We start from the raw sequence: 22,321 nt of genomic DNA, 5'->3' as shown, positions 1-22,321 counted from the left end.
GTACATTGCTCTTGTGTAATTGATTCTTGTGTAAACAACAAATATGGCTATTTTGGCACCCCATCTAACATGTTAGATGGGGTTTTTTTGTGTTTATTTGCTGACGGCGGGTTCGATATAGCCAAGGCGGCGAGAAATAAGCAAACAGACATGGGCAAGTTCATCATTGACTCGGTCTATTTTGGGCAACATACGGTGTGTCGGGCCTGCAACGCTGATAGCCCCAACAATACTGCCGGTGTAGTTGAATATTGGCCTTGCAACACACGTTAGCCCTTCTTCGTTTTCTTCATCATCTAAAGAAAAGCCTTTTAAACGAATATCGGCCAACAATTCATACAGTTTCATTCTATCGACAACGGTTTTTTCCGTGAATTTCACCAGTGGTTTATCCAGAACCTCATCAATTTCTTCCAAAGGCTGGAACGCTAAAAGCGCTTTCCCAATCCCTGTGCAATAGGCGGGTAACCTTGCCCCTAATTTTGCCGTTGTTTGAATCGATAGGGTGCCTTCGCTTTTATACAGGTACACCACATGCCCACTGTTATAGACTCCCAAAAAGCAGGTTTCGAATGTTGAGCTCGATAGTGTTTTTAAGTAAGGGATTGAAACTTCAACTAAATTAACATTCATTAAGCCTTTAATTCCAAGTTCAAGGCTTTTTAAATCAAGGTTGTAACGCTCTGTAAGGTGATCGATGCTGACATATTGGCGTTCTTTTAACGTCTCTAATATCCGAAACGCCGTTGTTTTGGCGATCCCTGTGTTTTTCACCAATTCTGCCAATGAAATTCCATCGGAATGATTACTTATCTCTTCAAGGATGGTCAGTACTCTATCAATGTTTGATGAGTTTGCTTGGCTCTCTTTCGTCATTGTTGGCTCCTTACCTGCGCTGGGGTCATTGTACGCATAATTTCATGTGAATTAAACGTCGTTCCATTTTCTCCTTACACTCACCACTTTTGTGCGTAGGGACAGGTGATTTGTAATTAATTGATAAGCCTTATCTTTACGTTATTGATTGTGATCTCGATCGTCATTTTCATAAAAACGGAACGACATTCCTATATTTTAATGTATGTTATTAAAAAAGGAATGACGTTCCGTTATTTTAAAGGGATAAATATGTTGATAGTGACCATTGATACAGGGACAACAAATACCCGCGTGAGGGCATGGCGAAACAATACGGTTGTGGGGGAGCTGAGCGCGGAAGTCGGAATTCGGGATTGTGCGAAAAATGGAAGTAATACGCATTTAATTCAATCAATAAAAACGCTTTTGGCACAGCTGTTGGCAAAATTTAGCGATGAAGAAAGGGAAAACTATCGCTTGGTGGCTTCAGGTATGATTACTTCAGAAATTGGGTTGTGCCATTTGCCCCATGAAATAACGCCAGTTTCGATGAAGCAACTCGCACAAAAGGTGAGCGCGTGCGTGATAAATGAAATTAGCGAAAAGCCCATTATTTTTATACCGGGCATTAAAAATAAAACTACGGAGTTAACATTTGATTCCATTGAAAGCATGGATGTAATGCGTGGTGAAGAGGTTGAAATCTTTGGTATTTTGGCACAACAGCCAGATTTAGGCGCTTCGCTGGTTATCTTACCGGGTTCGCATTCAAAGTTTGTTCGCATTGATGACAATAAAAATGTGATTGCATTGGCAACCACGATGGCAGGCGAAATCTTCGATACGCTGACGCATCAAACGATACTCGCCAGCTCATTAGAGCATCAATTTGCTGAACAACTTGATGATGAATACTTACTTAAGGGCGCGGCGTTAAGCCAGCAAGTGGGGATTGCGAGGAGCTGTTTTTCAGTCAGGTTATTAGACCTCTTTACGGAGGCCACACTTGACCAAAAATCAAGTTTTCTATTAGGTGCAATTTTAGCATCGGATTTGCTTGCGATAAAAAACAGCCGAGCTTTGTGTGTGACTAACGATATAAAAATTGTGATTAGTGGAAAACCTATCTTAGCGAATGCACTTCAATTATTAATTAAAAACGATAGCTATTTCACGGGTGAAATCAGCGTATTAAAAGATAAAAAGGAACAGCCATATTCTGGGTTAGGAGCAATTTCAATATTAAACCTCACAGAATATAGATAAACATTTTTAATAATTTGTTATTAGGTGATTGTATGAATCTTGAAAATGAAATTCCTTTAATTGCAATATTGCGTGGAATTAAACCCGAAGAAGTTTTAGACCATGTTTCAATATTGGCTGAGGAAGGTTTTAAATATATAGAAATTCCATTGAATTCCCCTGAATGGGAAAAAAGTATTCCATTGGCTATTCAACATTATGGCAACCAATTAAAAATAGGCGCAGGAACTGTCCTGAATCAACAAAATGTTGAAAAATTAGCAGCAATGAACGCAAAGATTATTGTCACACCAAATATTAATGTTTCAGTGATCAAATCATCTTTAGCAAACAAGATGGAAATATACCCAGGTTGTGCAACAGCCACTGAGGCATTTACAGCGATTGATGCAGGTGCTTGTAATTTAAAAATATTTCCAACCGCACCACTGGGTGCTAACTATATTAAGTCACTGATGTCAGTGATCCCTAAAGAGATAGCTATTTATGCCGTTGGTGGCGTGACGCCACAAAACTTACATGAGTACCTAAGCATTGGCTGTTATGGCGCAGGGCTTGGGAACGACCTTTACCGAGTAGGCCAAACACCAGAGAAAACCAGAGAAAACGCGAAAGCATTTATATCTGCATATATCGCATTTAAAAATCAAAATGATTAAATTAAAAGAGATATTAAAATGAAATTCGATTATGTTTTTAAAAATGCCACTGTTATTGATGGCAGTGGTAAAAATGAATTTATCAGCGATGTGGCAATTAAATATGACCGCATTATTAAAATCGCTGAAAATATTAACGAAGAATCTGAAAAAATAATTGATTGTTCTGGATTGATTTTATCACCAGGGTTTATTGATGTTCATACACATGATGATTTAATTGTTATAGATAAACCTGAATATATTGAAAAAACATCACAGGGTGTTACCACCATTATTGTGGGTAACTGTGGGATTAGTGCAGCATGTGCCACGTTAAAAGGTGAAGTACCTGACCCAATTAATTTATTGGGTGAGTTAAATGAATTTAATTTCTCCGATTTAGCCAGTTATAAACAAAAAATTAATGAAATCGCACCGACCGTTAATGTAGCGACATTGATTGGCCATACTACATTAAGAAATAACTGTGTTTCGGATTTATTAAAACCTGCGACCCAAAGCAATATCGAACAGATGAAGCAAATTTTGAAGTCTGCATTAAATGAGGGGGCTTTAGGGCTAAGCACAGGGCTGTCTTATGGTAATGCCATCAACTCATCCACAGAGGAAATTTGTGAGCTGGCTGAATTATTAGCTGAGCATCAGGGTATTTACACCACGCATATGCGTACTGAATATGATGGGATTATTGATGCAATGCATGAAGCTTTCCATATTGGTCGTCATGCAAAAGTCCCTGTACAAATTTCCCACCATAAGTGCGCTGGAGCAAAAAACTGGGGACGAACTAAAGAAACACTCGCGTTAATCGAAAAGTATCAATCAATGCAAGATATTAACTGTGATTGTTACCCATATAGAGCGGGCTCTTCCAATTTAGATATCACTCAAGTCACTGAGGATTATGACATTTTAGTGACTTGGTCAACGCCATTCCCTGATGTGGCAGGTAAGACACTGAAAGATATTGCCACAATGTGGAATATCGATATTTACCAAGTGGCGGAAAAAATCGTCCCTGCGGGCGCTATTTATTTTCAAATGCATGAGGACGATGTTCGCCGCGTATTGCAGCACCCAAGCAGCATGGTGGGTTCCGATGGCTTACCTCGTGATCCTAATCCACACCCACGTTTATGGGGCACCTTTCCACGCGTTATTAGCCACTACAGCCGTGATGAAAAACTGTTCCCAATGACCACCGCGATTTACAAGATGACGGGCATGTCGGCTCAGCGTTTTTCTTTGAAGGATAGAGGGCTTATCCAAGAAAACTTTTTTGCAGATATCGTCTTATTTGACCCAATAAAAATCAATGAAACCTCGACGTTCCAAGATCCAAAGCAAAAAGCAGATGGTATTGAATATGTTTTTGTTAATGGTGTTCTGACCTATACCGCAAAAGAAATGACTGGGGATAGAGCAGGTAAATTCTTAGAAAGAAATAAATAAAAGAGAGAAATAATAATGATTAAACGATTTGGCGTTGAAGGTTCAAAAGGGACTGGTGGGCAATCATTACCTTTTTCAAAAGCTGTGCTGGCTGACGGCTGGTTATATGTATCAGGGCAAACACCGATGGTTGATGGCGAAGTAATTGATGGCGGCATTATTGCACAATCGAAACTGGCTATCGAAAACTGTTTAAACATCATGAAGGACGCGGGCTTTGAGCGCCAAGATATTGTGCACATGAAAGTGGTTTTGAGTGATGCTCGATACTTTCAGTCCTTTAATAAAGTGTTTCAGCAATTCTTTGCGGAGCATCCACCAGCAAGAGTCTGTTTTGTCGCGGATCTTGTGGTTGATTGCATGGTTGAAGTGGACATCACCTGCTTTAACAGCAAGTTCAAATCTTAATCGCTGAGACGATAGGGGGCTATTATGGAACATAATAATTTCTTAATGTGGTTTTTGTTGTATGCGTTCGTCATGATGTTCATTGGATGGTATGTGACAAGGCATCAAAAGACGGGTGAAGACTTCATTCTTGGTGGCCGAAAATTACCGATGTTACTCACCTTAGGGTCGACTGTCGGAACGATGGTGGGAACAGGGTCAAGTATTGGTGCGGTGAGTTTCGGTTATTCGAATGGTTGGGCCGGTATGTTATATGGTATCGGTGGAGCGACGGGGATTTTACTGACGGCTTGGTTATTTGCGCCCGTGAGAAACTATCGCTTTATGACAATGAGTGAGGAAATTTGTTACTACACAGGCGGAAGCCGCTTAGTTAAAAACCTAGTTGCGATATTAATTTTCTTAGCATCAATTGGCTGGTTAGGGGCGCACATCCTTGGCGGCGGTTTGTACTTGGCGTGGGCCGCAGACATTGATATCACGGTTGCGAAGATCATTATTGCTGTTGGGTTTGTATTTTATGTAGGTATTGGCGGTTATAAAGCTGTGTCATGGATTGATACCTTACAATCTATCGTCTTATTCCTCGGGTTTATTATTCTTGCCGTCGCCTCAGTAAGCTATGTAGGTGGATGGGATGTTGTGGTGCAAAATACGGATCCGAAAGCGTTTACTGTTTTTGGGATTGGTAAGCTTGGTATGCTACCGGCTATTTCACTTGCTATCGTGATTGGCATAGGTGTATTGGCAACACCGTCATATCGCCAGCGTATTTATTCAGCGGCATCGACAAAAGCCATTCGTCAATCATTCATTATTACTGGCGTCTTGTATATGGGGTTCTCGTTCTTGCCTGCCATTATCGGTATGGCAACCCATGTAATGGAGCCTAATCTAGAAAATAGCAGCTTTGCATTCTTATATGCGACCAATGCATTACCGCATGTACTGGCAATGGTGGTATTGATTGCAGGTATGTCTGCCAATATGTCATCAGGTAGCTCAGATGCCATCGCAGGGGTTTCAATAATATTACGTGATATCTATACGATGGTGACAGGGAAAATGCCACCACCAGAGAAAGCAATTAACTTATCTCGGATATTCTTACTTGGCGTAATATTGCTTGCACTGGTATTCGCATTAACCTCAAATGACATCATTGGCTATATCACTAAAATGATTTCAATGATCATGTCAGGGCTCTGTGTCACGGTGTTATTAGGTAAATTCTGGCATCGCTTTAACTGGCAAGGTTGTATTGCCGCGCTGGTGGCAGGAAGCTCGACATCGTTAACGATTATTTTAACACCGGAGTGGTCAACAAAATTAGGTAACCCAGTAATCCCTGCATTATTGATTAGCTTTGTTTGTGCGGTGGTTGTGACCTTAGTAACGCCAAAAAATAAACTCAGCCGTGAAGAAGTTTTAGAAAACATTACTCACGAAAGAGAAAACACCGCGAAAAGTAAATAAATGTTCAAATTGAGAGATGCAAATGACTAAACATAATTTTCTCGAAGCGATAAAGCATAAATCGACGAAGTTGCCTAATTCAGAAAGTGTACAGGTAAACATTCTGCACGAAGATGTGTGTTTACCCGCCGTGGTCGTGAAACAGCGTGAGTTAGAAAACAATATTGCATGGATGCAATCTTATGCGAATACCGCGAATGTGTCGTTATCACCCCATGGTAAGACGACGATGACCCCCGCGATTTTCAAACGCCAAATTGAACAAGGTGCGTGGGGGTTAAGCGTTGGAACGGCTTATCAGGCAAAAGTGGCAATTGAATCAGGTATTCAGAATATCGTGATTGCTAATCAGGTTGTTGGTAAAACCAATATTCGGTTACTTGCCGAACTGGTTAAACTCAATCAAGCTAACCTGTATTGTTGTGTTGATAGTATTCAAAATGCAAAACAACTTGCCGAGGTTTTTTCACACGAAAACCAACAGCTGAATGTTCTGATTGAGCTGGGTGTTAATGGTGGGCGTTGTGGTTGCCGTACAGAAGGTGAGGCGCTATTACTTGCTGAAGAATTAAAAGCGTTACCCTCTTTAGTCATCGCTGGAATTGAATTTTATGAAGGTGTTATTCATAGTGATGATGCAGGAAAAGACATTCATGATGTACAGCAATTTTTGCATCGAGTCCTAGAAACGAGCCAAAAGCTCGATAGCTTAGGGGCGTTTGATAAACATCAAGGTGAAATATTACTCACAGGGGCGGGTTCTGTTTGGTATGACCTTGTGAGTAAAAAAATGGCTGATTTTACCTTTTCAAAGCCTTTTCGCTTTGTCATTCGCCCTGGTTGTTATATTACACATGACCATGGCATTTATGATGAGGCTCAAAAAGCCCTCAAAGCAAGGGACAGTATTGCTTGTCAGTTAGAGGGAGACTTGATGCCTGCAATGGAAATAGTGGCATTAGTGCAGTCGATTCCTGAAAAAGGGCGGGCAATCGTTAATTTTGGCAAAAGAGATGTTGCATTTGATGCTGGATTACCCCAACCGATAGCGCAATATCGTGATAGTAAACAGCTTTCTTTTCAACGAGAGAATGCAAAAACGATAGGTTTAATGGATCAACACGCCATTTTGTCTTTTGATGAAAATTGCCACTTTCAAGTAGGGGACATCTTAGTTTTTGGGACTTCCCACCCCTGTATTACTTTTGATAAGTGGAAAATTATTTATCTAACTGATGATGAATACACGGTGCTAGAAGAGATGCCAACGTATTTCTAAACGATATTTTTCCGATGAATTAAAATCAGCCACGTTTTAAGTGGCTGATTTTTTTAGTTATTGCATTAAGGTATTTTTCGTAACTCATCAGCAACCACAAACTCAGCTTCAGTACAGACTTTGATAGTCTCAATATCTGTATCTGCTGCATGTTCAACTAAAGTCAGCTGCCCATCAATAAAGCGAAAAACAGCTAACTCAGTGACGATTGTTGAGACACATTTTTCTGCGGTTAAAGGAAATTGACACTGTTGCACTATTTTTGCTTTACCTGCTTTAGTACAATGTTCCATCGCGACAATCACATTTTTTGTTCCTGCCACTAAATCCATTGCACCTCCCATTCCAGGTTTCATTTTTTCTGGGATCATCCAATTGGCAAAATTACCGTGTTGGTCGACTTCAAGGCCACCTAGTATACATGCGTCAAGATGGCCACCTCGAATTAAGGCAAAGGAAAATGCACTATCAAAGGTGGCTCCTCCTTGAATAATCGAACAAGGTTGTCCAGCCGCATTTGTTAAATCGGGGTCTTGTATGCCAAAGCTATTATCACAAAGGCCAAGAATGCCATTTTCAGAATGAAATAAAACGTCAATATTATCAGGAAGGTATTGTGCGACGAGGGTTGGTAAACCCGCGCCAAGATTTACGATGTCGCCATCGTGCAGCTCCTGCGCTACTCGGCGGGCAATACGATTTTTTATTTCCACAGTGACTCTCCTTGAAATACGCCTGTCACTAATATGCCAGGTGTCATAATTGAATCAGGGTGAAGTTCTCCAACATCCACCAATTGTTTGGCTTCAGCTAAGACAGTATTAGCCGCTAGGGCTATTAGAGGGTTAAAATTGCGAGTGGTTAAGCGGTATGAGAGATTGCCTGCTTTATCGCTTTTATCTGCATGAATGATCGCTAAATCTGCACGTAAGGGAAGCTCAAGTAAATAGTCTTGATTTTCAATATGGAAGCATTGTTTTCCATTTGCAACTGATGTCCCCACTCCTGTTGGAGTTAAAAAACCGCCTAAACCAGCTCCACCACAGCGAATACGTTCCACTAAGGTACCTTGTGGGATAAATTCTGCGGTAAGTGTTCCTGAGCGGATTTGTTTTGCTGCTTCTGGTAATAACCCTATATGAGAGCTAATAATGTGTTTAACTCGTTTGGCTTCGATTAAACGTGCAACACCGATATTGGGCAAACTGGTATCGCTGCCGATAAGTGTTAGGTTTTTTATGCCAGACTCTAAAATAAGCGAGATGAGTGTATGAGGGGTGCCTTGCCCCATAAAACCGCCATACATCACACTCATTCCATCACTGAGATAGTTTATTATTTTGCCCTTTTCGATGAGTTTGTATTTCATTAGTCACCTTTCGATTAAGAGTGTTATTTCACAATATCGGAGGGCGCGGTTTTCTTATCTACATAAATAAGAGTAGTGGCTAAGATTTTTCGCATAATAAATTAAATATCTTGTCTTATATCGATATGTTTGATCTAGATGAATGCTTGTTTTGATTTTAATCAATAGTTACTTTGTGAAATAGAATAAGTATGTCTTGAAATTAACAATGGGTAATTTCAGTATGCTATAAAAATCTATTTTCTAGTGCGTAATTTTGCGTAGGAATTAGATAAGGAAGAGTTAGTAACATGGCGTGATATTTTAATTTTTGTGGTATGGATCCGTGCTAAAAACCTTTACCTGTTATAGGCTTTATTTGTTCTGTATATAACAATAAAAATGATAATGGTTAAAATTTTAACTGTCTAAATAATTTAAATGGAAGGTTGGCTTTTTTTTTAGTTTCATTTTTTTATCGGTAATATGATGAATTATATTTTTTATACTATGAAGATTACCAGTAATTACATTTTGAAATATTTTGAAATGTATTTTTTTAATTTGTTGAGTAGTTTTGTTTGTTAGTTTCTTTAAATAATCATTAGCTTTTAGTCGGTGAGTTTTCTGTTTGCATTCTTTTCTAAATTGTATGTTGTTTTTTTATCAAATAGTTAATTATATTAATAATTCATTCCGTTATTTTAATTAAGTGCATGTATTTTAATGTGTTTTTTATACTTGCGTGGTTTTCTTTTGCCTGAAGAAATGTAACAAAAAGTAAAATAAGAAACATTGTGACATTATTTAAAAATTAAAATTAAGATATTTCTCATTAAGATTGGAATATAATTGATTGGATTTTAATTAAACATACTTAAAGTTAAATAAAAACATTTAAAGAATAATTTTTTATACTAATGAAAACCCGTTTTATGAGTATAAAAAACTTTATTAATGGCGAATGGGTTTATTTTGTGGTCTTTTGCTAAAAATACAACATATCAATTAGGGTTTATTCTCTTGTTTATCCTGTATTGGAGTATAAGTTTGTGTTGATTTTGTATTTATTATATATATTTCACTAACTTAACGAGTAAGGCTTTAATTATCGGTGCGATTTGACATAACTAAAATGAGATATAATAATGGCTTCGCATTGATACATTATTAATTATCTAGTTTATTGACGGAGTTTGATAAATAGGAATGGTTATAGTATCAATCCTTAATGTTTACTAACCAAACATATTTTAAGAAAAAATTAAAATAATCAGATTAATAATAACTCGTTATTTTAATTTGTGTTGTCTTTTTATCTAATGGAAATGTATAAAATGAAATTAAATAAACTTGCTTTAGTATTAGGTTTAGGTCTGGCAGTTGTTGCAGGTTCAGCAGCTGCTGCAAACCAAGGTTCTGGTACTATAACTTTTAAAGGTTCAATCATTGATGCTCCTTGCTCAATTCCACCAACATCAGAAAAATTTGAAGTTAAGATGGGTGCTATCGCAACTTCTGCATTAAACGGCGGCGGTAAAAGTGTTGCTCGTCCTTTCAATATCGAATTAGAACAGTGCGATATCACTACTCTGAAAACTGTACAAACTACATTCACAGGTACACCAAGTACTTCTGTTAATGGTGGTTTAGCTATCGCTGGTACAGCTAAAAACGCAGGTATCGTTATCACTGACGTTAATGGTGACAAAATTGACTTAGGTGCTAAGTCTCCATCTCAAACTCTGTTTACTGGTGCTAACACACTGCGCTTCACTGCATTCTTACAAGGTGATGCAGATGCAACAAACAAACCTGCTGTTCCGGGTGAATTTGATGCAATCGCAACATTTGCTCTGAGCTACCAGTAATTGGTATCGCCCGTACAAGGATGTATGGGCACTAATTTTAATGAATTGAAATTGGTTATTAAGTTGAAATGGAGTCGCTATGAATCACTTTGGCACAATTGTCATGGTGCTTTCAGGAATAATATTTGCCCCAATAGTTAGTGCGCAAAATCAAATTTCTCGGGCGCAAGGTCCGTTTGAAGGGACTGTCACAATGGGAGGTTCAATTATTGAAACCCCCTGTGCAATTGATGCAGATAGCCGAGATCAATCAGTTAGCATAACTACTGTACCTGTTAGTCAAATAATTCATGATAGAGAAAGTCCTGTTCGTAATTTCTCAATACGTCTCATTAATTGTGTTCTAACACCGGCAACTCCTGGAACCCCTAATTGGCAAACTTTCAATATTACTTTTGATGGCCCGACAGATGGCCGAAATTTTGATGTTTTCGGTCACGCAAATGGGTTGTCAGTAAAAATTTCTGATGCTGATGGAAATGTTGCAATACCTGGTAAGGCGATGCCTGATTTACCCATCAAAGCAGGTGAAACAACACTTAACTATAACGTTCGTGTTGTATCAAATAATAAACGCTTAAAACCAGGGAATTATCAGACCACTATCCGTTTTAAGATGGATTATTACTGAGTTATTACTAAGGGACTATTATGGCTCTGTTATTAAAAAGTAAAAATAAAGTATCTAATAACTCAGTAAGTTATTTTTTAACACCTATAGCTACTATGGTGTTTATTGCAATTGCTCATATAAATTTAGCTAATGCGAATAATGATAGTATTGAGTTTAATACAGATGTTTTAGATCTTCAGGACAAAAGTAATATTTCGCTAAATGAGTTTTCTAGGGCTGGTTATGTGATGCCAGGAAAATACCCATTTAAGATTAATTTAAATAACCGTGATCTCGCAGATAGTTTTGACATTGAATATATCGCGGATCCCAATGATCCAAGCATTACTACGCCATGTTTGACAGCAAACATTGTTGACAGCATTGCTTTACGGGATGAATGGAAAAAAAAGGTTCAGTTTGATAGCAAAGGGCAATGCTTAATACCAGAAAGTATTCCTGGAATGACGGTTGTTGGCTCATTGGCTAAAGAAACAATTACGTTGACCGTACCACAGGCTTATATCGAGTTTACTTCTGATAATTGGGATCCACCATCTCGTTGGGACGAAGGTGTGCCTGCCTTACTTTTTGACTATAACTTGAATGCTAACGTCACAAGACCTGCTGATTCAGCAAATACCCAGTCATTAACAGGGAATGGAACCACAGGTTTTAACCTAGGCGCATGGCGTTTTAGAGCAGATTGGCAAGCAAGTTATAATCGCACTAATGGGCAATCTACAGACCGTCGTTGGGACTGGAGCCAATATTACGCATACCGCGCTGTGAAAGAACTTAACGCTAAGCTGACAATGGGTGAGCAGTTCTTGCGTTCAGGGCTTTTTGATTCATTCCGTTATATGGGGGCTAGCTTGATCTCTGATGAGAGAATGCTACCACCAAATTTACGTGGTTATGCACCTGAAGTAACAGGTGTTGCAAGAACAAATGCCAAAGTCATTGTGACTCAACAAGGACGGGTGATTTATGAAACCCAAGTCGCGCCGGGACCTTTTCGTATCCAAGATTTGAGTGATGCAGTTAACGGTAAGCTAGATGTCCGAGTTGAAGAACAAGATGGTTCTATACAAGAATTCCAAATGAATACCGCATCAATACCGTATTTGACGCGACCAGGTTCAGTGTTATTTAAAATCGCTGGTGGTCGTCCCAACAATATGGATCACAAGACTGAAGGGCAAGGGTTCGTCATGGGCGAATTCAGTTGGGGGGTCTCGAACGGTTGGTCATTATTTGGTGGTGGGCTTGCAGCCGGTGACTATAACGCATTATCGCTCGGTGTTGGTCGAGATTTGTTAGCCTTTGGTGCGATTTCTTTTGACGTTACTGAGTCACGAGCAAAGCTTAAGACAGATAACAAGATTTATACGGGGGCATCGTATCGTTTAAGTTATTCAAAACGCTTTGAAGATTATGATAGCCAAGTGACGTTCGCAGGGTATCGATTCTCTGAACGTGACTTTATGAGTATGAACCAATATTTAGACCGTCGCTACAGAGGCGTGGAATTTGATAACAGTAAAGAGCTGTATACCATTACGTTTAATAAATATTTCACAAGTGCGGATCTGACTGCATATCTGAACTATAACCACGAAACGTACTGGAATAAGCCAGCGGCAAAACGTTACAACCTCTCTATTGCGAAATACTTTGATATTGGTCGTTTTAAAAACATTAACATAAGTTTAACGGCGTTCCGTAACAAATTTGATAATAAAAACAATGATGACGGTATGTATATGAACCTGTCTGTGCCTTGGGCTGATAGAGCGTCCATAAGCTACAACAACATGATCACAAAAGATGGAAACTCGCACACTGTCAGCTATTTTGACACCGTTGATGATAAGACAAATTATCGTGTTGGGAGTGGGGTAAGTAGCCGAGGTCGTGGAACTATCGATGGTTTCTATACTCGTTATGCAGATTTAGCAACAGTGACCGCGAGTACGAGTTATATCAATGGGGATACGTCTTCAGCGGCATTCTCCTTACAGGGCGGGGCAACTGTAACAGGACATGGCGCTGCATTACACCGTATTAATACTCCTGGCGGAAGCCGAGTAATGGTTGGTACTGAAGGGGTAGGGAATGTACCTATTCAAGGGTTTGGGCCAAATACAGAAACCAATATGTTTGGTAAAGCGGTCGTCGCAGATATTAGTGACTATTACCGTACCAGTGCGCGGATTGATGTCACTAATTTGCCTGACAATGTAGAAGCAGTTCGAACATCTCAGCCAATTACACTAACAGAAGGTGCCGTAGCATATCGTGAGTTTGAAGTGCTATCGGGTATTAAAACGATGGTAAGGCTTGCACTTGCAGATGGTAGTTATCCACCATTTGGTGCAACTGTACGAAATGAGAAAAATAGAGAGTTAGGGATCGTTACAGATAATGGCTCTGTGTATATCTCAGGTGTGAATCCAAACGAAGTGTTAGATGTTTATTGGGATGGTAGCGTGCAATGTAAAATTCAGGTTCCTGAAAATATTAGCACGGCGGAGTTTAATTCCCTGTTATTACCATGTACTAACAGTCCGAATGCCAAGCCTGGATATGTGCCGGCAAAAGCAGTACCAGTGGGGAAACCTGCTCCAGCTTATAAGCCTGCACCAATTCAGCAGGGAGTTGCACCTAGTCAGCGTTGGTTATTAAAGCCACCGGATCTTGCTCAGAATATCGATTACACCGAGTAACCGGATTATTAGAGTTTAAAAAGAGTTGGTACTTATGAATATTAAAAAAATTGCGTTTTTTACTACAACAATCACGTTGTCGACTGTGCTGTGTGGTCAAGCATTAGCTGCCATTGCTCTGGATCGAACTCGTGTCATTTATAATGGAGCTGAAAAGACCATTAGTTTAAATATTAAAAATGAAAACACAGAATTACCCTACCTTGCACAAGGTTGGATTGAAGATGCGAATGGCAACAAAATTGAAAGCCCATTAACAGTTTTGCCACCAGTTCAACGTGTGGAAGCAGGGGAAGGGAGCCAAGTTAAAATTCAATCGCTCCCAGATGTATCTGCATTACCACAAGATAGGGAAAGCGTTTACTACTTTAACTTACGTGAGATTCCACCACGTAGTAAGGAAGCTAACGTATTACAAATTGCATTGCAAACGCGCATTAAGTTGTTTTATAGGCCAAAAGCGTTGTATGCCACACGAACAGATCTCGAAAACCCATGGCAGGAAAAAATTACGTTAACACGTAAAGGTGATGCTTATGAAGTCACCAATCCAACGGCTTATTTTGTCACCATCGTGGATGCAAGTTCAAGAGTAGGTGGTGATACGGTTAAACAATTTGAGCCAGTTATGATCTCGCCAAAAAGTAATGGAATGCTAAAAGGCAGTGCAAGTGCAATGGGTGCAAAACCCGTTCTAACGTATATCAATGATTACGGTGGAAGGCCAAAGTTGACGTTCGGCTGTGCGGGCACTACGTGTAAAGTTGAATCTTCGACGGATAGATAACGGAGAATAATGTATGAAAAGGACTCTCCTGTTTAGCGCTATTATATTCAGCGTCGCGCCAGTGTTTACGAGCAGCGCAGATAGTTGGGATATAGAGGGTTTACATGGAAAATTGACAGTCAATGGCATGATGACAGAAGCTCCTTGTACGATGGATGTGACTAATTCAATGCGCCAAGAAGTGTCTCTTGGGGAGATCCCTTCTTATTCACTCCGTAAACCTGGTGATCGAGCGGAACCTGTCTCATTCGAATTAGAATTTAGGCACTGTATTCGTACAGAAAGCAGAATGAGAGATGTGAGAACAGATACGCCGATCTGGGACGCGATGCAGCCTGTCATAACCGTTTCTTTTGTTGCTGTTTCAGATAAGCATTTCCCAGAAATGTTGAGCGTTAAAGGTGTTTCTGGTCTGGCATTAGAAGTCACCGATGCACAAAGGCAGGATATCAGGCTTGGAAGCCAAGGTCGTCCTCAGTTTCTTGATGCACCACAAGGTACCCTTCAATATTTTGTCACGCCAGTGAGAACACCCGAAAAACTAACGGAAGGAAGTTTCAGCGCTGTAATGGACTTTAAGGTGGATTATGAGTGATTTAAATAAGCAGCGGTACCTGCTGGCATTCTGCCTTGCTGGAATATTTTCAACATCAGCTTCATATGCAGGGCTACCCGACTCACGTATTAGCCCTTCAGCAGGTACAAGGGCAACAATAACACCCGGTATGGTGACAGTTCCGATTAAAGGTGTGGTTTTAGCACCGCCCCCTTGCGTCATTAACAACGGTAATATTGTAAAAGTGGACTTTCAAGAAGTGATGAGTACGCGGATTGATGGCTCAGCTTACGCCAAGCCCGTTAATTACAATATAAAGTGCGACAAAAGACCCACAGAACAAATGAAAATGACCCTTGTTGGCATCCCAATATCATTTGATTCAGAGGCAATTGAAACGGATATCCCAGGCTTAGGTATTGCGTTTCGTTATAACGGGAGCAAACTTCGTTTAAATCAAGAAATTAAATTTGTTTATCCAAATGCGCCTCAATTTGAAGCGATACCTGTTCGTGATTTATCGAAAACACTGACACAAGGTGGTGCTTTTCGTGCAGGCGTCACTATCAAACTTGATTATCAATAAGGGGAAGGACAATGCAAAAAATCATAAAAAAACTTCCTTTGGTAATGAGTTTGTTAGTTATACCTACGGGTATGGCTATTGCTGATAATGTGGAGTTTACAGGCACTTTATTAATACCGCCTCCGTGCACTGTATTTGAAGATAAAGTGGAAGTTATTGATTATAAAGATATTGGGTTGCACAAGATTGATGGAACTAACTTCACAAAACCGATTAATTATGCGTTGAAATGTGATGCTAATTTAAAAGGTTGGGATTTGATACTGACCATTAAGGGAGCCGCAACTGATTTTGATAAAGCTGCTCTGCAAACCAATATTCAAGACTTAGGAATGCGCATTACGCAAAATGGCCTCGGTTTTGAAATAAATAAACCAATGAAAATTGTTTATGGGCAAGCACCTGTTCTCGCGGTGGTGCCCGTGAAGAAACCGGGTGTTACGTTGCCGGAAGGAAGCTTTACCGCAACAGGGACATTGCTCGCGGAGTACCAATGATGAACAAATTAATTCAATGTGTAGTTGCTGGTGCTTTATTCATGAATGTGAATGCGGCTTTTGCTGTACCAGATAACTTAAAAATTATCGGTAACTTAGTGGAAGAACCCTGCACAATTTTACCTGGTGATGAAAATGTTCCGATGGATTTTTTTGATACGCCAGAAAAGAACTTTTATGCGTATGGCGAAACGGTGCCGAGGGAGTTTGCGATTAAATTAGCAGATTGTGATACCACAATTGGCAAATCTGTTGAGGTTACCTTTTCAGGAACACCCAATCTCGCATTACCTGGTTTCTTAGCGCTTTCAACAAGCAGTGTGGCATCGGGATTTGCTGTGGGTTTGCAAAATAGCGATAAAACAGCTCTCGATATCGAAAAAAAGGGCGCGAAGATCACACTACAAAATGGGGCTAACCAACTGCGTTTTTATGCCTATTTAAAAGGTGAGCCTGAAGCGATCAAGAACAAGACAATTAAAGTGGGGCCATACAGTGCAGTGGCAACATTTAAATTAGATTATGAATAATAAGGCTGTGAACTAATATGAAAGTTTTCTTATCTCTATTAATTGGTGCAGTCATGTTTTCATCTTCTGCATCGGCATCTATATTCTCCTATATCACAGAATCAAGACCAGGAAGTAGCCCTGCTAATGGGGATGCGGACTATAAATATGTGATAGCACGTTGGGATCCTGAATCACCCAGTGTGATGAACCCTTGTTATGGCTGGTCTCAATGTTACCTCACCGTTAGCCATAAACATACCGCGAGTGGGACACCTGGTGCGGCGACAGTAAATATTGCTGAAATTTCCAAATATCGAACGATGAGAGAGGTTCAGAACATCCCTGGTGTGATGGATAAAGCACTGGCTCCGGCAACACAATGGGCTGTACACACAGGCGTCAGATTACAGAATAACCAAGAGTGTGTAGGGTTATTTTATCAAGCAACGACGGGTGTGACGAGTAGCGGAGGGCTAATCCCTGGCTCACTATGTGGTATTGCGCCACCGCCAATAGGTGCTTGTAAAATTAATAACAGTATTCCCGATATTAACTTTGGTTCGATTAGTGAAGCCGATCTCGCGGGACAATCAAAAGAAGTGCCTATTACTGTGACATGTAACTTAGCGATGGATGTGCTGGTTGTGGCAACAGGAGTGAACGTTACAAATGGTCGAGTTAACTTAAAGTCAGATGGTAGTTTATATGCCAACTTATATTTGGGGAGCAGTAATACTCCAGGAGAAAATGGTTACAAATTTTATGTACCTGCTGGGGGAACAAATACTGTCAACCTGAAAGCCGTGTTAGGGACGAATGGTCGTGTTCAACCCGGCACGTTTGAAGGCGCGGCAGCCCTTATTCTAACTGTACCTTAATAAATGGTGAAAATATGTATTCAGAAAACGGTAGTGAAAAAATCCATTATATGGTCGGTCAAAGGATCTTAGAGAAACGCAGAGAGTTGGGTTATACTGGCTTTCAATTGGCTCAACTGTTAGGCGTCAGCCAGCAACAAATCTCTCGTTATGAAAGAGGGAAGATCAAAATTGACCTGTTCCATCTATTTAAGCTTTCATTTCTGATGGGAACACCGATTGATTGGTTCCTAGAAGATATCAGCTCGCAGCTCACCGAGAATGGGCAGCTAGATGATATTCATTAATGAGGTTTAAATTGGTATTAATGATAAATAGGCTGGGATTATAATTTCTGTCGTTCGTTGTAATTAACCTGTCAGAAAGCAAGTGTAGTTGAAGACTCAGCCTATTTATTTTTGCCCGACATCAGGGGCGTGAGTATCCATCATTTCAATAGTTTCCTTTCGAATAATTCCATAAATATCCTTATCTTTATTGTCCTCCATTCGTGGAATTGGTGATTTTGTGCGTTCAAACACCTTTTTAGCAAATGCAAATGCAAACTAATATCATTAGCGCTTAATAACGTGTAAGATACCTCCTCTTCGAGACGTTGATATTTTATCGTCAGCACTTTTATAGATGGATGGAGGAAATGAGATGTTTGCAAAATCATTAGTTTCAGGCCTTGCCTTATTATCTGCTTTAGTTTTAGCGGGTTGTGATAACACAAAAGAAACGCCAGAGACAACCCAAGCGGCAGAGAAACAAACCATTACGATTGAACATGTGCAAGGCAAAACTGAAATTCCTCGCCATCCACAGAAAGTGATTGTCATGAACATGGAAACACTGGATATCATGGATGCACTAGGTGCGCCAGTGGCAGGTGTTCCACAAACCAACGTCCGCTTTCCTGAATTCTTAACCAAATACAGTGGCGCTGAATATGTCAATGGCGGAACCCTGTTCGAACCTGCTTATGAAACATTAAGTAATGCAAAACCTGACCTGATTTTAGGTGGTAGCCGTGCCCGTGACGCGTACGACAAACTGAGCGGCGTTGCTCCAACAATTTCTTTAGATATTGACAACAAAAACTTTATCGGCAGCTTAACTGAGCGTACTAACGAGCTTGGCGCCCTGTTTGGTAAAGAAGATGAAGCAAAAAAACTGATTGCTGATTTCAATACCAAAATTGATGGTATCAAAACTAAAGCGCCGACTGCGGGTAAAGCAATGGTGATTTTAGTCAGCGGTGGCAAAATTTCAGCCTATGGCCCAGGTTCACGTTTTGGCTTTATTTTTGACGTGTTAGGTTTCGAGCCTGCATATGTCTTTGAAGAAAACACGGGTCGTCACGGTAACATCGTCAATGCTGAATTACTGGTAAAATTAAACCCAGATTGGCTGTTTGTGATTGACCGCGATAGCGCAATTGGCAAAGCAGATGCACAACCTGCTGCGGAAGTTCTCGATAACGCATTAGTGAGAAAAACAGCAGCTTGGGAAAAAGGTCAAATTACTTACCTTGACCCAACAGCGGTATACATCGCAGGCGGTATCCAAACCTATTCCAAATTAATGGATGATATCAATACTGCACTAGAGAAGAGCCAAGCAAAATAACCAATGAAAACGCTTTATCTTTTTTGTGGAATTATCGCGTTATTGGTTTTAGCGGTATTAAGCTTGTTTGTAGGAGCGGGTGACGTGTCACCCGTTTCGCTTTTTACCGACCCAGAGATGCAAGACATCTTTTTTATTAGCCGAATTCCCCGAACCGTCTCCTTAATTCTAGCCGGCAGTGCCATGAGTGTTGCAGGGCTTATTATGCAATTACTCACCCAAAACCGCTTTGTTGAGCCTTCCCTCGCGGGTACCACTCAATCTGCCAGTTTAGGTTTACTGGCCGTAATGATCCTGTTCCCAGCGGCAAGTATTATGACCAAGATGGTCGTTGCCAGCGGATTTGCCTTGGTTGGTACGATGCTGTTTATGATGTTATTGCGTCGTGTCATTTTAAAATCAGCCTTGATAGTGCCATTAGTGGGTATCATGTTAGGTGCGGTTATCAGCGCGCTAACTATTTTCACTGCCTATTCTTTTGATTTACTCCAGTCCCTTGGCGCATGGATGAGTGGTGACTTTTCTAGCATCATTCAAGGCCGCTACGAATTATTGTGGCTGGTGGGCATCCTAACGTTAATTGCCTGCTGGATTGCAGATAGCTTTACCGTTGCAGGTATGGGGCGTGAATTTTCCATTAACGTAGGCCTCAATTATCGCAAAGTCATGACCATCGGTTTATCCATTATCGCTCTGATTAGCGGAGTGGTGGTTGTCGTAGTGGGCGCGTTACCTTTCCTTGGCTTAATTATTCCAAATCTTGTGAGCTTAGTGATGGGGGATAACATTCGCAAAACCATCCCGTGGATATGTATTGCGGGCGGCGGTTTAGTCTTACTGTGCGACATTATTGGGCGTTTAATCCGCTATCCATTTGAAATCCCAGCAAGTGTGATTTTAGGGGTAGTTGGGGCGGTTATTTTCTTATATTTACTGTTGAAGCAACAACGTTATGCAAAAAGTTAACTCCGCAATTGCGTTAGCAAAACCTAAAAAAGGGTTAACGCCACTGCAAAGAATATGGGTCTTGCTGGCTTTATCGCTGCTATCCATTGTGCTTTATATGACAATCAACCTAGGCAATAACCTCGCGTATATTCTGCCGCATCGTGGCTATATTGTGTTGACCATGATTGTTGTGGCGTTTGCTGCGGGGGTATCGACGGTACTATTCCAAACTATCGCAAATAATAAAATACTGACGCCATCAATCATGGGGCTTGAAGCTCTGTTTGTCTTGTTGCAAACCATCTTTATTTTTTATACCGATAGCTTCCCCGCTTCATGGCTGTTAAATATCGGTAAATTCCTGTTGGAATCGACGTTGCTCGTGCTGTTTTCGGTTCTGCTTTATCGCTGGTTATTTGTTTCTGTAAAAATGAATATCAACCTTGTCTTGATGGTCGGTATTATTTTAGGCACCTTATTTCGCAGCGTGGCAACGTTACTCCAGCGTTTAATGGACCCAAATGAGTTTTCCATTTTACAAAGCCGCATGTTTGCAACGTTCACACGAGGCACGCCAGAGCTTATTTTCTTTACCTTGCTGATTACCGTTGTAGTTGGTGTTCTCTTATGGCGGATGCGTTATTGCTTTGATGTTTTGGCATTAGGGCAAGCCAATGCCGTGAATCTAGGGATTAATTACCGCCAGCAAGTTACTGTTATTTTACTGCTGATCTCCATTTTAGTGGCTATTTCAACCGCCTTGGTTGGGCCTTTAACCTTTTTAGGGTTGATGGTGGCAAACCTTGCTTACTTTATTAGCGGTAGCAGTCAACATCGCTATTTATTACCTGTTTCTTTCTTATTAGGTGTTATCGCGCTGATTGGTGGGCAACTTGTTCTTGAATATGGTTTAAATATGGCGGGAACGTTGTCTGTTGTTATTGAGTTTGTTGGCGGAATATTCTTTATTTACATGGTGTTAAGAAGGTTTTAGTATGATTGAAATTAGTCAGATATCGAAAAGTTATCAGGATACTAAAGTCTTAGATAACGTCACAACAACGATCAAAAATAGCGGTATCACCTCGATTATCGGGCCTAATGGTGCAGGCAAATCAACCTTATTGTCGATTATTGGGCGCTTATTAACGCCTGATGAAGGTGGCTATGTTAAGGTCAATGAATTAGATGTTTCGACAACGCCAAGTGATAAGTTAGCCAAATGTTTATCGGTTCTGCGCCAAGAAAATCAGTTTGCGAGCCGTTTAACGGTGGAAGAGCTAGTTGGCTTTGGGCGCTATCCCTATACTAAAGGGCGTTTAAACCTTGAAGATAAACAGAAAATTGATGAATCACTGTCTTTCCTGAATTTATCTGATTTACGCCACCGTTATTTAGATGAATTGTCAGGCGGGCAACGTCAACGTGCTTATGTCGCAATGGTTTTGTGCCAAGATACAGAGTACGTATTACTGGATGAGCCCTTAAATAACCTCGATATGAAACACGCCGTGATAATGATGAAGTTATTGCGCCGCGCTGCGGATGAGCTGGGGAAAACCATTATTTTAGTGATCCACGATATCAACTTTGCATCGGTATACTCAGACTACATAGTGGCGCTAAGAAACGGACGATTGTCTTATCATGGCAAGCCCGAAGAGATTATGAAGTCAGATATTATTGAGGATATCTTTGATACGCCAGTTGAGATTAAGCAGGTGGATAATCAGTTCATCGCCCTCTATTACTAAATTTTCGTCATCCTTCGCGCTGTGGCGGTGTTGGCTTCATTCGGCTACTTGGGTCACATACTTTTGTATGCGCCCAATTTTCGTCATCCTTCGCGCTGTGGCGGTGTTGGCTTCACTCGGCTACTCGGGTCACATACTTATGTATGTTCCCCAAGCTATCCTCATTTTGCCGCCTAGCCACAACACGAATGATTTAGAAAATTAAATGGTTGTTATCCTTAATGCGGTGG

General features: G+C 40.4%; 23 protein-coding genes. 20 read left to right on the top strand and 3 right to left on the bottom strand.

Annotated features, from left to right (window positions below):
• Positions 1 to 93: 93 nt before the first annotated feature.
• Entirely contained in the window at positions 94 to 876 is a 783-nt protein-coding gene (locus tag J6836_RS14820; RefSeq protein WP_219244760.1) for an IclR family transcriptional regulator, read from the bottom strand.
• A gap of 252 nt (positions 877 to 1,128) precedes the next feature.
• Between J6836_RS14820 and J6836_RS14815 the strand changes: the two genes are divergently transcribed.
• Genes J6836_RS14815 through J6836_RS14790 form a run of 6 tightly spaced genes read left to right on the top strand, consistent with a single transcriptional unit; the run spans position 1,129 to position 7,401 of the window.
• Positions 1,129 to 2,124: a 2-dehydro-3-deoxygalactonokinase gene (locus J6836_RS14815; RefSeq protein ID WP_219244759.1), complete on the top strand. Its 996-nt coding sequence runs from the start codon at positions 1,129 to 1,131 to the stop codon at positions 2,122 to 2,124.
• Positions 2,125 to 2,156: 32 nt separating this feature from the next.
• A complete protein-coding gene (locus tag J6836_RS14810) occupies positions 2,157 to 2,783 on the top strand; it encodes a 2-dehydro-3-deoxy-6-phosphogalactonate aldolase (protein ID WP_219244758.1) in 627 nt (208 codons plus the stop codon).
• An 18-nt stretch (positions 2,784 to 2,801) separates the two neighbouring features.
• Positions 2,802 to 4,238, top strand: coding sequence for an N-acyl-D-amino-acid deacylase family protein (locus tag J6836_RS14805; protein WP_219244757.1), 1,437 nt, complete (start codon positions 2,802 to 2,804; stop codon positions 4,236 to 4,238).
• 12 nt (positions 4,239 to 4,250) lie between these two features.
• Entirely contained in the window at positions 4,251 to 4,646 is a 396-nt protein-coding gene (locus J6836_RS14800; RefSeq protein WP_206083793.1) for a RidA family protein, read from the top strand.
• A gap of 24 nt (positions 4,647 to 4,670) precedes the next feature.
• Positions 4,671 to 6,122, top strand: a complete 1,452-nt coding sequence (locus J6836_RS14795) for a sodium:solute symporter family protein (protein ID WP_219244756.1) — start codon at positions 4,671 to 4,673, stop codon at positions 6,120 to 6,122.
• Positions 6,123 to 6,144: 22 nt separating this feature from the next.
• Positions 6,145 to 7,401, top strand: a complete 1,257-nt coding sequence (locus J6836_RS14790) for an amino acid deaminase (RefSeq protein WP_219244755.1) — start codon at positions 6,145 to 6,147, stop codon at positions 7,399 to 7,401.
• A gap of 65 nt (positions 7,402 to 7,466) precedes the next feature.
• On the opposite strand, the gene J6836_RS14785 is transcribed toward J6836_RS14790, so the two are convergent.
• Positions 7,467 to 8,114 (bottom strand): 3-oxoacid CoA-transferase subunit B, encoded by a 648-nt coding sequence (locus J6836_RS14785; protein ID WP_219244754.1) that lies wholly within the window; start codon positions 8,112 to 8,114, stop codon positions 7,467 to 7,469.
• The gene (locus J6836_RS14780) at positions 8,105 to 8,770 is read right to left on the bottom strand and encodes a 3-oxoacid CoA-transferase subunit A (protein ID WP_219244753.1); all 666 of its coding nucleotides are present in this window, start codon (positions 8,768 to 8,770) and stop codon (positions 8,105 to 8,107) included. Before J6836_RS14780 ends, J6836_RS14785 begins: the two co-directional genes overlap by 10 nt.
• A 1,316-nt stretch (positions 8,771 to 10,086) precedes the next feature.
• Here J6836_RS14780 and J6836_RS14775 point away from each other — a divergent pair.
• From J6836_RS14775 to J6836_RS14710, 14 genes are all read left to right on the top strand, one after another.
• On the top strand, positions 10,087 to 10,620 hold the full coding sequence (locus J6836_RS14775; protein WP_219244752.1) for a fimbrial protein: 534 nt from the start codon (positions 10,087 to 10,089) through the stop codon (positions 10,618 to 10,620).
• 79 nt (positions 10,621 to 10,699) lie between these two features.
• Positions 10,700 to 11,251, top strand: a complete 552-nt coding sequence (locus tag J6836_RS14770) for a fimbrial protein (RefSeq protein ID WP_219244751.1) — start codon at positions 10,700 to 10,702, stop codon at positions 11,249 to 11,251.
• Positions 11,252 to 11,271: 20 nt separating this feature from the next.
• Positions 11,272 to 13,962, top strand: coding sequence for an outer membrane usher protein (locus J6836_RS14765; RefSeq protein ID WP_219244750.1), 2,691 nt, complete (start codon positions 11,272 to 11,274; stop codon positions 13,960 to 13,962).
• A gap of 34 nt (positions 13,963 to 13,996) precedes the next feature.
• The gene (locus tag J6836_RS14760) at positions 13,997 to 14,749 is read left to right on the top strand and encodes a fimbria/pilus periplasmic chaperone (protein ID WP_219244749.1); all 753 of its coding nucleotides are present in this window, start codon (positions 13,997 to 13,999) and stop codon (positions 14,747 to 14,749) included.
• A gap of 13 nt (positions 14,750 to 14,762) precedes the next feature.
• Complete coding sequence (locus tag J6836_RS14755; protein ID WP_219244748.1) at positions 14,763 to 15,344, top strand: fimbrial protein; 582 nt, start codon at positions 14,763 to 14,765, stop codon at positions 15,342 to 15,344.
• Positions 15,337 to 15,891, top strand: a complete 555-nt coding sequence (locus tag J6836_RS14750) for a fimbrial protein (protein WP_219244747.1) — start codon at positions 15,337 to 15,339, stop codon at positions 15,889 to 15,891. Before J6836_RS14755 ends, J6836_RS14750 begins: the two co-directional genes overlap by 8 nt.
• Positions 15,892 to 15,902: 11 nt before the next feature.
• Positions 15,903 to 16,388, top strand: coding sequence for a fimbrial protein (locus J6836_RS14745; protein WP_219244746.1), 486 nt, complete (start codon positions 15,903 to 15,905; stop codon positions 16,386 to 16,388).
• A complete protein-coding gene (locus tag J6836_RS14740; RefSeq protein ID WP_255586238.1) occupies positions 16,385 to 16,918 on the top strand; it encodes a fimbrial protein in 534 nt (177 codons plus the stop codon). The genes J6836_RS14745 and J6836_RS14740 overlap by 4 nt, the downstream gene beginning before the upstream one ends.
• Positions 16,919 to 16,935: 17 nt before the next feature.
• Positions 16,936 to 17,778, top strand: coding sequence for an MrpH family fimbial adhesin (locus J6836_RS14735; protein WP_219244745.1), 843 nt, complete (start codon positions 16,936 to 16,938; stop codon positions 17,776 to 17,778).
• A 14-nt stretch (positions 17,779 to 17,792) separates the two neighbouring features.
• On the top strand, positions 17,793 to 18,065 hold the full coding sequence (locus J6836_RS14730) for a helix-turn-helix domain-containing protein (protein WP_219244744.1): 273 nt from the start codon (positions 17,793 to 17,795) through the stop codon (positions 18,063 to 18,065).
• 355 nt (positions 18,066 to 18,420) lie between these two features.
• Positions 18,421 to 19,389 carry a siderophore ABC transporter substrate-binding protein gene (locus J6836_RS14725; protein WP_219244743.1) on the top strand — a complete coding sequence of 323 codons (969 nt, stop codon included), beginning with the start codon at positions 18,421 to 18,423 and terminating at the stop codon, positions 19,387 to 19,389.
• 3 nt (positions 19,390 to 19,392) lie between these two features.
• Positions 19,393 to 20,355 (top strand): ABC transporter permease, encoded by a 963-nt coding sequence (locus J6836_RS14720; protein WP_219244742.1) that lies wholly within the window; start codon positions 19,393 to 19,395, stop codon positions 20,353 to 20,355.
• Positions 20,342 to 21,331 (top strand): iron chelate uptake ABC transporter family permease subunit, encoded by a 990-nt coding sequence (locus J6836_RS14715; protein WP_219244741.1) that lies wholly within the window; start codon positions 20,342 to 20,344, stop codon positions 21,329 to 21,331. The genes J6836_RS14720 and J6836_RS14715 overlap by 14 nt, the downstream gene beginning before the upstream one ends.
• Before the next feature lies 1 nt (position 21,332).
• Positions 21,333 to 22,091: an iron ABC transporter ATP-binding protein gene (locus tag J6836_RS14710; protein WP_219244740.1), complete on the top strand. Its 759-nt coding sequence runs from the start codon at positions 21,333 to 21,335 to the stop codon at positions 22,089 to 22,091.
• Positions 22,092 to 22,321: the final 230 nt, after the last annotated feature.

Source organism: Providencia sp. R33, assembly GCF_019343475.1.
GTDB lineage: Bacteria > Pseudomonadota > Gammaproteobacteria > Enterobacterales > Enterobacteriaceae > Providencia.
Note: the sequence above shows the minus strand (reverse complement) of the source record. Positions and strands in the feature narration are given on the sequence as shown.